The sequence below is a fragment of the Acidovorax sp. Q11 genome (assembly GCF_054950075.1).
Genome location: NZ_JBUDZG010000001.1, coordinates 475,673 through 486,283, shown reverse-complemented (window position 1 = coordinate 486,283; position 10,611 = coordinate 475,673). Strand labels below are relative to the sequence as shown.

11 protein-coding genes are annotated in these 10,611 nt (G+C 66.7%); all 11 read right to left on the bottom strand.

Features of this window, described 5'->3' with window-relative positions:
- Positions 1 to 2: 2 nt before the first annotated feature.
- Entirely contained in the window at positions 3 to 1,541 is a 1,539-nt protein-coding gene (locus ACYZGB_RS02190; RefSeq protein WP_462386569.1) for a COG3014 family protein, read from the bottom strand.
- A 343-nt stretch (positions 1,542 to 1,884) separates the two neighbouring features.
- Positions 1,885 to 2,631, bottom strand: a complete 747-nt coding sequence (locus ACYZGB_RS02185) for a class I SAM-dependent methyltransferase (protein WP_462386568.1) — start codon at positions 2,629 to 2,631, stop codon at positions 1,885 to 1,887.
- A gap of 20 nt (positions 2,632 to 2,651) precedes the next feature.
- A complete protein-coding gene (locus ACYZGB_RS02180) occupies positions 2,652 to 4,010 on the bottom strand; it encodes a hypothetical protein (protein ID WP_462386567.1) in 1,359 nt (452 codons plus the stop codon).
- A gap of 235 nt (positions 4,011 to 4,245) precedes the next feature.
- The gene (locus ACYZGB_RS02175; protein ID WP_094289955.1) at positions 4,246 to 5,163 is read right to left on the bottom strand and encodes a ParB/RepB/Spo0J family partition protein; all 918 of its coding nucleotides are present in this window, start codon (positions 5,161 to 5,163) and stop codon (positions 4,246 to 4,248) included.
- 42 nt (positions 5,164 to 5,205) lie between these two features.
- The gene (locus ACYZGB_RS02170) at positions 5,206 to 5,502 is read right to left on the bottom strand and encodes a cupin domain-containing protein (protein WP_462386566.1); all 297 of its coding nucleotides are present in this window, start codon (positions 5,500 to 5,502) and stop codon (positions 5,206 to 5,208) included.
- A gap of 25 nt (positions 5,503 to 5,527) precedes the next feature.
- Positions 5,528 to 5,698 (bottom strand): hypothetical protein, encoded by a 171-nt coding sequence (locus tag ACYZGB_RS02165; protein WP_462386565.1) that lies wholly within the window; start codon positions 5,696 to 5,698, stop codon positions 5,528 to 5,530.
- 98 nt (positions 5,699 to 5,796) lie between these two features.
- Positions 5,797 to 6,342, bottom strand: coding sequence for an RBBP9/YdeN family alpha/beta hydrolase (locus tag ACYZGB_RS02160; RefSeq protein WP_462386564.1), 546 nt, complete (start codon positions 6,340 to 6,342; stop codon positions 5,797 to 5,799).
- A 34-nt stretch (positions 6,343 to 6,376) separates the two neighbouring features.
- The gene (locus ACYZGB_RS02155; protein WP_462386563.1) at positions 6,377 to 7,189 is read right to left on the bottom strand and encodes a ParA family protein; all 813 of its coding nucleotides are present in this window, start codon (positions 7,187 to 7,189) and stop codon (positions 6,377 to 6,379) included.
- Positions 7,190 to 7,213: 24 nt separating this feature from the next.
- A complete protein-coding gene (locus ACYZGB_RS02150) occupies positions 7,214 to 7,828 on the bottom strand; it encodes a LysE family transporter (RefSeq protein ID WP_462386562.1) in 615 nt (204 codons plus the stop codon).
- Positions 7,829 to 7,945: 117 nt separating this feature from the next.
- Positions 7,946 to 8,623: a 16S rRNA (guanine(527)-N(7))-methyltransferase RsmG gene (gene rsmG, locus ACYZGB_RS02145; RefSeq protein WP_462386561.1), complete on the bottom strand. Its 678-nt coding sequence runs from the start codon at positions 8,621 to 8,623 to the stop codon at positions 7,946 to 7,948.
- Positions 8,620 to 10,605 (bottom strand): tRNA uridine-5-carboxymethylaminomethyl(34) synthesis enzyme MnmG, encoded by a 1,986-nt coding sequence (gene mnmG / locus ACYZGB_RS02140; protein ID WP_462386560.1) that lies wholly within the window; start codon positions 10,603 to 10,605, stop codon positions 8,620 to 8,622. The genes rsmG and mnmG overlap by 4 nt, the downstream gene beginning before the upstream one ends.
- Positions 10,606 to 10,611 lie beyond the last annotated feature (6 nt).

The following is a 10,611-nucleotide window of genomic DNA, read 5'->3' as shown; positions in this document are numbered from 1 at the left end:
GGTCAGTTCTTGGCGGCCGCGGCGGGCTGGGCTGCCGTGGGCTTGACGGCGGACGAAGGCACGGTGCGAGCGCGGTTGTTGGTGGTGGTGCGCACTGGGGCAGCGGGTGCCACCGCTGCCGCGGGGGCCGGTTGCGGTGCAGCCGCCACGGTAGGCAGCTGGCCCAGCATGGCGACGTCACCGGTCAGCACGCTGTTGTCGTACATGCGCAGGGGCACCAGGGCGTACTGGCCATCGATCTTGATAGGCTGGGGCAGCTGGCGGCCGTTCACGCTCACGATGTGCTCACCGGGCGGCAGGTAGCCACGGGCCACGTACACGCGGCCGGGCAGCATGCGCCACATGCGGTCGTCAGCCTGCTCGGTGGCCACCGAGGCGGCCGCGCCGATGATGCCGCCGATCAGGCCGCCGCGCTTTTGCAGCTCGTTCTGCAGCACGCCCTTGGCCACGGCACGGGTGAAGCCGCGCAGCACCATGCCGGGCATTTCATCCTTGAGCGCGCGGCGCGCCATCACGTTCACGTCCACCACTTTTTCGAGCTTGAGGTCGGTGCCCGCAGCAGAAATGGTGGTCAGCAACGCGTCCTTGGACGGCTCGATCACGGGGTAGGAGATGCTGGCGGTGACCAGACCACGGCCTGTGGGCACGGGGATGGTGAAGGCCTTGGGCTTGCGTGCAGGGGCATCACCGGCTTCGACGATGAAGAGCACATCGGTCATGCGCTGGCGGCGCTTCCAGGTGAAGCCGGTGCGGTTGTCCAGGCCGCGCAGGCCTTCTTCCAGCACGGGGGTGTCGGGCTTGAGCTCGATGGCCTTGCGGTAGCCGGGCGCGGCCAGGCCGGGTTCGTTGAGCATTTCGTAGAGGAAGCCCGCCAGGTAGTGACTCAGGGCGTTGGAATAGCCGTTCTTGAGCGCCAGCACCTCGGGGTCGTTGAGGGTCTCGACGGGGTAGCCGTTCAGTTCCTTGCCGCCGGACGATGCGCCCTTGGACTTGGCTTCTTCCTCGGCCGCCAGGGTTTCCTTGGCGCGGAATTCGGCAATGATGGCTTCGCGTTCGTGCGTGCGCTTGATGTCCACGCGGGCATTTTCAAAATCGCCCACGGCCATGCGATTGAGCGCCAGGCGCGTGGTCACCCACACCTTTTCGTAATCCTGGCCTTCGTAGACCTTCAGGCGTTCGCTGATCAGCGCGGCGCCCACGGTGCCCATGAGCTTGCTGGGGTTGGTCTTGGCGGTTTCTTCCCATTCCTTGACCTTGTTGTCGGCCAGCAGGAAGGCGTTGGTGCTGTCGGGGTAGCGGCGGTCCATGCGCAGCAGCTCGCCGCGTTCCATGTTGTAGAGCAGCGCGGTTTTTTCTTCTTCGGTCTTGGCCGTGCTTTCGAGCTGGGCGATGGCGGCAGGAATGCCGCCACTGCGCCCGGCCGTCTGCATGTCGGTGGCCAGCTTGTCGTGGCTTTGCATGGTGGCGCAGCCGGTCAGGGCGGCGCTCAGCGTCAGCACCCACAGCAGGCGGGGACGGAAACGGGACAGGGGGGTGGTCATGGATGCTCCTTGCACGACGATCGGTTAGGCACCAGAAAAACCCCGGCGTGGCCCACGCACCCTGCGGCTGCCGGGCCTGTTGGCCAGCAGCAAGGCGACACACCGTGTCTGCAGCGCTGCAGGGTGTGGCGTAGGAAGTCCGGACAAGGAAGTTGCCGACAGCCCGCCTGCATCCCTCCCGATGCGCAGCGGCGCTCTGTGCGTCCCCCTCTGGCTGTGAGTTTCTTGGTTCTTGTGTATGGGGTTGTAGCCAGGGGCGCAATGTAGCAAAAGCTTGTATCTTTTCTGTAACCGTTCGGGGCCTCTGACACAAGCTGACACACAAAGCCGGGCGCGGTGCATGTCATGCCTCCACCCGGTTCAGCGGCATGCGGTACAGCCACACCACCCGCCCACCGGGCGCGCGCAGCTGGGCGCTGGGCAACCAGCCGGGCACGGCAAACTCCAGGCTCACCAGCCAGGCACCCGGGGCCAGCTCGGCCTGGGCCTTGGCAGCGGCGCGAGCCATGCTTTCGGGGCGCTGGAACAAATAGACCATGCGGTAGGGGCTCCAGTCGGCCTTCCACATGTCGGCGCGCCGCACTTGGGCCCAGGGGCACAGCGCAGCGCACGCCAGGCGCAGCGGCCAGCTCCACTCCAGCCCTTCGAGCTGGGCCGCAGGGTAGGCGTGGCGCAGGGCCTTGAGGCCATCGCCCAGGCCACAGCCCGCATCAAGCACGCGCGCGCCCAGCGGCAGCGGTGCCTGCACAGCCAGGGCCTGCAGCGCGTGGCGCGGTGTGGGGAACAGCGGCGCATCGCGCCAGGCGTTGAGCGGGTAGACCAGCAGCAGCAGCGCCAGCGGCACCAGCCACGCCCAGGTGGGCAGGCTGGCCGCGCCCAGCAGTGCCAACGACAAAGGGAACCCCGCTGCAATCAGCCCCCTCCGCCACCAGCTGCCGCCCAGCACACTGGCGGCCGTGCCCAGCAGGCAGGCGGCCAGCAAAGCCCCCACGGGCGGCACGGCGGCGCGTTGCAGCGCGACAAAAACCAGCCATGCACCCGCCCACGCCATCAACGCGGGCAAGGGCCAGGGCATGCGCAGGGCCAGCATGGGGTGTCTTTGCTTTCGGCTCAGCGCCCGAACAGGCCGCGCAGCAGGTTGACGGGATTCACCACCTCACCAGGGGTGCCCGCATCCGACGGCGTGCCGCCCGAAGACTGGCCGCTGTTGCCCATGCCACTCGAATACGCCCCGCCACCGGCGCCAGCGCCCGCCGGAGCCGTGGCGCCCATGCCCCCGCGCTGCCCCTGCATCTCTTCGCCCAGCATGGCCATGGTGTGCGACTTCACGCGCACGCGCACCGACCATTCGGGCTCCCATGCGGCCTGGGGGTCGGCCGGGCGCGGCGGGTGCACGATGTGGCTTTCACCGCCGTGGGCCATCATGCGCAGCATGGGCGTGGCATCGCGCCCGCCGCCCGCAAAAATGCCCTGGGGGATGGCGCACTGCGTGGTCTCGGGCTGCAGAAGCACCCGCTCCTTGAGCCAGCGGTCGATGGTGGCGGGCGACAGGTAGTCGAACAGGCCCATGCCCGTGTCGGGCGTTTCGGCGCTGGACCACATGATGAGGTCGTCCCCGCTCTGTGACATGGCATGCAGGTAGTAGGCACGCGCGTTGCGCACGGGCTGCCAGCTCGTGCCCATGCTGTCCTGCGACTTGCCGGTGGTGCGCAGGTCGATGGCGGGCATCAAATCTTGCGCGGCACCCAGCGTGAACTTCATGGAGGCGGGCACGCCGTCGCCGCGCACCTGGTGCTCGCCCACCACCGAGCTGTCCCGCGACAGGCTCACCTGGTTGCGTTCGTTGGGGTACAGCGCATAGGCCGGGCCCACACGCGGGCCCCGGTCGGGCACAGCACGGCCCGCAAAGGCCTGTGCGTAGTCGGAGGGCTTGGCACGCGCCAGGTCAATCACGCGGGGCTGACCTGCACGCACCGCGCTACTGCAGCCCCAGTACAGCAGGATGCGGCCCTTGGGCTGGTGCTGCTGGTATTCCTGGGGCACCTCGCCCGGCTCGGTCTGGGTGGGCTGCGCACGCGGCGGGATCAGCGGCAGGGATTCGCCCATGCGCATGCCAGCCGGAATGGCCTGGCTGGCCTCCACGCCGGGGCGCAGGCTGTTGTGCAAGGCGAGGTCGATGACACGCGGGGGCATGATGGACATGGCGCGGGCATGGCCATAGGCCGTGTTGCCGCTGCCCGCCCTGCCCTGCGCGGCGCCGCCACCCATACCGCCCATGAGGCCGCCGAGCATGCCACCGCCACCGGGCAGGCTGTCCATCTCGGGCATGCCCGCCATGGTGCCGGTGGACAGGTCCATCCACAGCTGGACCTTGGGGGTTTTGGTGTTCTGGGCCTGGGCGCCCAGGCTGGCGATGCTCAGGCCAACGGCCAGGCAGGCGGGGGTCAGGACAAAGCGCAAAGGAGTCATGGTGGTCTGTTCCGGGAGATACAGGAATCACCCGGCAAACCATCGTGGGCCGCAGCGTAGCAATACACGCTCGCTGCCAAGGCCTTGCGGTCAACCCGGGTGTGTTGAACGCAGCGCAGTGTAGGCCCCGCACTGACGCATTTTGCCTGCGCAAGTTACGGCTGGAAACCGTTTCTGTGCGCTATTTCACGCATGTTTGCGCGGGGACAGCGCCGCGCCCCGGACCAACGGCCGATCAGCCGCGCAGGCGGTCAATCAAGCCATTCAAAGCTTCGAGCGAGCCGAACTGAATCGCCAGCTCTCCCATGTCTTCCACGCGGCCATGGCGTTTGACGCGTTTTTTGACACGCACCTCGACCTCGGCCATGAGCAGGTCCGAGAGTTCTTCTTCCACGCGCTTCAGGTCGCGCGACTTTTCCTTTTTGGGCTTTTGCGGCACCAGGCTGAACTCGGCGCTGAGCTTTTTCACCAGCGCCTCAGCCTCGCGCACCGACAGCTTCTTGGCCGCAATCTGGTTGCCCGCCGTGATCTGCGCGGCGCGGTCCAGCGCAAGCAGGGCCCGCGCATGGCCCATGTCGATGTCACCCGCCATCAGCATGGTCTGCACGGGCTCGGCCAGGTTCAAGAGGCGCAGCAGGTTGCTGGCGGCGCTGCGCGAGCGGCCCACGGCCTGCGCGGCCAGCTCGTGCGTGAGGCCGAACTCGCGCACCAGACGCTGCAGGCCCTGGGCTTCTTCCAGCGGGTTCAGGTCTTCGCGCTGGATGTTCTCGATGAGCGCCATGGCAGCGGCGGACTCGTTGGGCACGTCGCGCACCAGCACCGGCACCTCGGCCAGGCCCGCCAGGCGCGACGCCCGAAAGCGCCGCTCGCCCGCAATGATTTCGTATTTGCCCGCGTGCTCGCCATCCACCAGGCGCCGCACCAGGATGGGTTGCATGATGCCCTGGGCCTTGATGGACTCGGCCAGCTCGTACAGCGCGCCTTCGTCCATGCGCGTGCGCGGCTGGTACACACCGGGCACCAGTTCGCTCAAGGGCAGGCTGCTGGGCAAGCCCGCCTCGGCGGCCTGGGCCTGCTCCACTTTGTCTTCTACCTTGGGGCCCAGCAGGGCTTCCAGGCCTCGGCCGAGGCCCTTGGGTTTTTTGGTGACCATGCGATGTCTTCTTCTCGAAAAGGAATGGGGAGAGGGAAATCTTCAGCGGTCGATGATGACCAGCGTGCCGTGGCTGCCAGGCGCCACGGCATGGGGCACACCTGCCGGGACGATGAACACCTCGCCCGCATTCACCTCGGTGACCTGGCCTTGCAGGTCCAGGCGCATGCAGCCGTCCAGCACCAGCAGCGCCTCGTCAAAGTCGTGCGATTCGTCGGGGTAGGCCGCGTCATCCATGCGCAGCACCTTGAGGTTGGCGCCTGCGGCCCGGCCCACCACCGTGGAGTTCCAGGCGCGGGGCAGTTGGTCGGCGATGGCGGCGAGAGCGATTTTGGACATGGATGCGAAACGGTACAGGGGGTTATCAACGCGGGGTACGGCCGCCCGCAGCGCGGCCCATGGCGCGGCGCTTCTTGCGGCTGCGCCACAGGCGCAACCACACACCGAACGCCACCATCAGCAGCACCAGGGCCAGCATGAACTGCCCCAGCGCGCCCACCACCACCGCACCGCCCGGCAGGAACCAGGAGAGCATGGTGAGCGGCGCCTCGATCCAGACGGGATCGAGCCTTCGCGGCGGTGGCGCTGCAAGCGGCTCAGCCGATGCGGGCTTGCGCCAGAACGCCCGCAGCTTCATGCGGCATCACCCGCCAGTTCGCGCAGCCAGGCGTGGCCTTCGACCCACTCGCCCAGACCAGATTCAGCGTTGATGTGGCCGCGCTCGCCGTAATCGATGAAGCGCGTGCCCCAGGCCTGCGCCAGCCCTTCGGCGCGCTCGAAGCTGCAGTACGGATCATTGCGGCTGCCCACCAGCAAGGCAGGGAACGGCAGCGGCTGGCGTGCAATGGGCGCCCAGCCATGGATCTGCGCGGCCAGGTCGGGCCGCTCCACATCGCCCGGTGCCACCAGCAGCGCGCCGCGCACCTTGGCCGCATGGCGGGTGTGCGCCGCCCACCAGGCGGTGAGGATGCAGCCCAGGCTGTGCGCTGCCAGCACCACCGGGCCATCGGCATCAGCCACGGTTTCTTCGAGGCGGGCCGACCAGTCGCCACGCAGCGGGCGCATCCAGTCGTGCTGCTCCACGCGGTGGTAGCCATGCGCGGCCTCCCACAGGCTTTGCCAGTGGTCGGGGCCGGAGTTCTGCCAGCCGGGCAGCAGCAAGACGTTGGAAGCCTTCATTACTATCAATTTAATAGCTATTGACGCTTACCCATCAGGCGGAAGCAGGCATTTTCGCCATGGGAGAGGCCGCAGCGGGCATGTTCTTCACACGCGCAACCATCTCCTCTGCAAACTCGACGAAAGCCTGGCTGCCCTTGGCGGCCGGGTCAAACACCACACCGGGCAGCCCGTAGCTGGGCGCCTCGGCCAGGCGCACGTTGCGCGGGATCACGCTGTTGAACACCTTGTCGCCAAAGTGGCCCTTGAGCTGGTCGCTCACCTGCTGCTGCAAGGTGATGCGTGGGTCAAACATCACGCGCAGCAGGCCGATGATCTGCAGGTCGGCATTGAGGTTGGCGTGCACCTGCTTGATGGTGTTGACCAGGTCGGTCAGGCCTTCCAGCGCAAAGTACTCGCACTGCATGGGCACGATCACGCCGTGGGCGCTGCACAGGCCGTTGAGGGTGAGCATGCTCAAGGACGGCGGGCAGTCGATGAGCACGAAGTCAAAATCGGCATCCGCCTCGGCCAGCGCGGCCTTGAGGCGCCTTTCGCGGTGCTCCAAAGTCACCAGCTCCACCTCAGCCCCGGCCAGTTCGCGGTTGGCGCCCAGCACCCAGTAGCCACATTTTTCCGACAGCACGGCCGCCTCTTTCACCGAGGCGGATTCGAGCAGCACGTCGTACACCGACAGCTGAAGACTGCGCTTGTCCACCCCCGAGCCCATGGTGGCGTTGCCCTGCGGGTCCAGGTCCACCATCAGCACGCGCTGGCCGATCTTGGCCAGGCCGGCAGCGAGGTTGACGGTGGTGGTGGTCTTGCCCACCCCACCCTTTTGATTGGCAACGCAAAAGATCTTGGCCATGTGGGTGCTGCAGTTCGTGTGGTGTTATTTGGAGATGGCCAGCTTGATGCCAAAGCCGATCAGGAAGACGCCCGCGATCTTTTCCAGCACGCGGCCGATGCGCGGGTTGGCGCGCATGCGCTCGGCCAGGTGGTGCGTGAGCAGCACGGCGACCAGGCCATAGAGAAACGTCAATGCCGCCACCGTCGCCGCCATCACGCCAAAAGTCAGCATGCCCAGGTGCCGGGCCGGGTCCACAAACAGCGGGAAGAACGCCATGTAGAACACGATGGCCTTGGGGTTGAGCAAGGTGATGAGCCCGGCCTGCTTGAAGTAGTGGCGCGGCTCGATGTTCAGGATGGGCTGGGCGCCCGGCTTGGCCGTGACCATCTTGAAGCCCAGCCACGCGAGGTAGGCCGCGCCCAGCCATTGCACCGCGTTGAAGGCTGCCGGGTAGGTGGCCAGCAGCGCGGCCACACCGGCCACCGCCGCCCACATCAGCACCTGGTCGCCCGCAATCACACCCATGGTGGCCGCCATGCCACCGCGCACGCCGCCCTTGCTGGTGGAGGTGATGAGCGCCAGATTGCCAGGGCCTGGGATGAGCAGGAACAACACAATGGCAGCGACAAAGGCGCCGTAGTCTGCGATGCCGAACATGGTTTCTCCTGGTGCGCGGGGAGGGTGCGAGGGGAAGATGCACCCGGGTGAGGAGCCGAGTTTACGCGAGCCCCCTGCCCCACCCGCCGAAAAGTCGGTGCACTGAGGACAGAGCCATCAGGCGGGCTTCATCCAAATGATGCAGCGCTCCGCGTCCAGACCCGGCACCGTGAGCTGTTCCACGTGAAACACTGCCACATCCCCAGGCAGCGCAGCGATTTCCTCCTGGGGATGTTTGCCCTTCATGGCCAGCCATACGCCATGGGGCGCGGCCAGTGCGCTGCGCGACCAGGTCACAAAGTCTGGCAACGAGGCAAACGCGCGGCAGCTGATGACATCGAACGGCGTGCTCAGCGTCTCGACCCGTGCGTGCACACCATGCAGGTTGCGCAGCTTGAGCGCGACCGCCGCCTGCTGGATGAAGGCGGCCTTCTTGCCCACGGTGTCCACGCAGCTCACGTCCACATCCGGGCAGCAAATGGCAAACACCACACCGGGGAGGCCGCCGCCCGACCCAACATCCAGCAGCTTCACCGCCGCCGCCCCACCCTGCTGCAGGCCCGCCACATGCCTGCGCAGCGGCGCCACGGCGGTCAGGCTGTCCAGCAAATGGTGCGTCATCATCTCCTGCGGGTCGCGCACGGCCGTCAGGTTGTAGACCTTGTTCCACTTCTGCAGCAGCGCCAGAAAATCCATCAACAGGGAGACCTGTGCGTCGCTCAGGCCCAGCGCCAGCGCGTCGGCCCCGGCTTGCAGTTGCTGGCGCAGGCTGTCGTTGCTCACGGTCATCGTCATGCTGCCACTTCGCCTTCTGACTTGGTGGGCGTTGCCGGTGCCACGGCGAACTCCTTGAACCCACCCTTCTTCAGATGCACCATCAGCAGCGAGATCGACGCAGGCGTGATGCCGGTGATGCGCGAGGCATGGCCCAACGTCTCCGGACGGTGGCGGTTCAGAACCTGGCGCGCCTCGATGCTCAGTGCCGTCACCTGCATGTAGTCCAGGTCGGGCGGCAGGCGCAGCTTCTCAAAGTGCGCAGCGCGCTCCACCTCACCCTTCTGGCGGTCGATATAGCCCGCGTACTTGGCCGCAATCTCCACCTGCTCCAGCACCGGTGCGCTCAGGTCGCCCAGGGTTTCACGTGAAACATCGGCCGATACGTACTTGCCACCGTCCATCGACATCAGGTTGGCGTAGTTCACATCGGGGCGGCGCAGCAGCTCGAACAGGTTGTATTCATGCTCGATGCTCTTGCCCAGCACGCGCTCGGATTCTGCCGCAGGCAGGTTGCGGGGGTTCACCCAGGTGGCCTTCAGGCGCTCTGTTTCACGTGAAACCGCATCGCGTTTGCGGCTGAAGGCACCCCAACGCGCGTCGTCTACCAGGCCCATCTGGCGCCCCACTTCCGTCAGGCGCATGTCTGCGTTGTCCTCGCGCAGCTGCAGGCGAAACTCGGCGCGGCTGGTGAACATGCGGTAGGGCTCGGTCACGCCCTTGGTGATCAGGTCGTCCACCAGCACGCCCAGATAAGCCTCATCGCGGCCGGGCAGCCAGGGCGCATCGCCCCGGCACTGCAACGCGGCGTTGATGCCGGCAAACAGGCCCTGCGCCGCCGCTTCTTCATAACCGGTGGTGCCGTTGATCTGCCCGGCAAAGAACAGGCCCTGGATCTGGCGGGTTTCAAAGCTGCTCTTGAGCGAGCGGGGGTCGAAGTAGTCGTATTCAATGGCGTAGCCAGGGCGCAGGATGTGGGCGTTTTCCAGCCCGGGCATGCTGCGCACCAGGTCGTACTGGATGTCGAACGGCAGGCTGGTGCTGATACCGTTGGGGTAGTACTCGTGCGTGGTCAGGCCTTCGGGCTCCAGAAAGATCTGGTGGCTGTCCTTGTCCGCAAAGCGGTTGATCTTGTCTTCCACACTCGGGCAGTAGCGCGGGCCCACGCCTTCGATCTTGCCGGTGAACATGGGGCTGCGGTCAAAGCCGCTGCGGATGATCTCGTGCGTGCGCTCGTTGGTGTGGGTGATCCAGCACGGCACCTGCTGGGGGTGCATGGCAGCGTTGCCCATAAAGCTGAACACGGGCACCGTGCCCTCGTTCACGCCGCCGGGCATGCCGTCGCCGGGCTGCTCCGTGCACTTGCCGAAGTCGATGCTGCGCCCGTCGATGCGCGGTGGCGTGCCCGTCTTCAGGCGCCCTTGCGGCAGCTTCAGCTCCTTGAGGCGCACCGACAGCGACACGGCGGGTGGGTCCCCTGCCCGGCCCGCTGCGTAGTTGTTCAGGCCCACATGGATCTTGCCGTCCAGAAAGGTGCCCGCCGTCAGCACCACGGTGCGGCTGCGGAAGCGGATGCCCACCTGGGTGACGGCGCCCACCACCCGGTCGCCTTCCACCATCAGGTCGTCCACCGCCTGCTGGAACAGCCACAGGTTGGGCTGGTTCTCCAGCATGCGGCGGATGGCGGCCTTGTACAGAATGCGGTCGGCCTGCGCCCGCGTGGCGCGCACCGCTGGGCCTTTGGAGCTGTTGAGAATGCGAAACTGGATGCCGCCCTCGTCCGTTGCCAGCGCCATGGCGCCACCCAGCGCATCCACCTCTTTCACCAGGTGGCCCTTGCCGATGCCACCGATGCTGGGGTTGCAGCTCATCTGCCCCAGCGTCTCGATGTTGTGGGTCAGCAGCAGCGTTTTGCTGCCCATGCGCGCAGCGGCCAGCGCGGCCTCGGTGCCTGCATGGCCACCGCCGACAACGATCACATCAAATTCCTGGGGATACAACATGGGGAC

Bases quoted from the DNA above. Each gene is read 5' to 3' on its own strand.
- ACYZGB_RS02190 (WP_462386569.1), bottom strand. From the start codon at position 1,541: ATGACCACCCCCCTGTCCCGTTTCCGTCCCCGCCTGCTGTGGGTGCTG.
- ACYZGB_RS02185 (WP_462386568.1), bottom strand. From the start codon at position 2,631: ATGCTGGCCCTGCGCATGCCCTGGCCCTTGCCCGCGTTGATGGCGTGG.
- ACYZGB_RS02180 (WP_462386567.1), bottom strand. From the start codon at position 4,010: ATGACTCCTTTGCGCTTTGTCCTGACCCCCGCCTGCCTGGCCGTTGGC.
- ACYZGB_RS02175 (WP_094289955.1), bottom strand. From the start codon at position 5,163: ATGGTCACCAAAAAACCCAAGGGCCTCGGCCGAGGCCTGGAAGCCCTG.
- ACYZGB_RS02170 (WP_462386566.1), bottom strand. From the start codon at position 5,502: ATGTCCAAAATCGCTCTCGCCGCCATCGCCGACCAACTGCCCCGCGCC.
- ACYZGB_RS02165 (WP_462386565.1), bottom strand. From the start codon at position 5,698: ATGCTCTCCTGGTTCCTGCCGGGCGGTGCGGTGGTGGTGGGCGCGCTG.
- ACYZGB_RS02160 (WP_462386564.1), bottom strand. From the start codon at position 6,342: ATGAAGGCTTCCAACGTCTTGCTGCTGCCCGGCTGGCAGAACTCCGGC.
- ACYZGB_RS02155 (WP_462386563.1), bottom strand. From the start codon at position 7,189: ATGGCCAAGATCTTTTGCGTTGCCAATCAAAAGGGTGGGGTGGGCAAG.
- ACYZGB_RS02150 (WP_462386562.1), bottom strand. From the start codon at position 7,828: ATGTTCGGCATCGCAGACTACGGCGCCTTTGTCGCTGCCATTGTGTTG.
- rsmG (WP_462386561.1), bottom strand. From the start codon at position 8,623: ATGACGATGACCGTGAGCAACGACAGCCTGCGCCAGCAACTGCAAGCC.
- mnmG (WP_462386560.1), bottom strand. From the start codon at position 10,605: ATGTTGTATCCCCAGGAATTTGATGTGATCGTTGTCGGCGGTGGCCAT.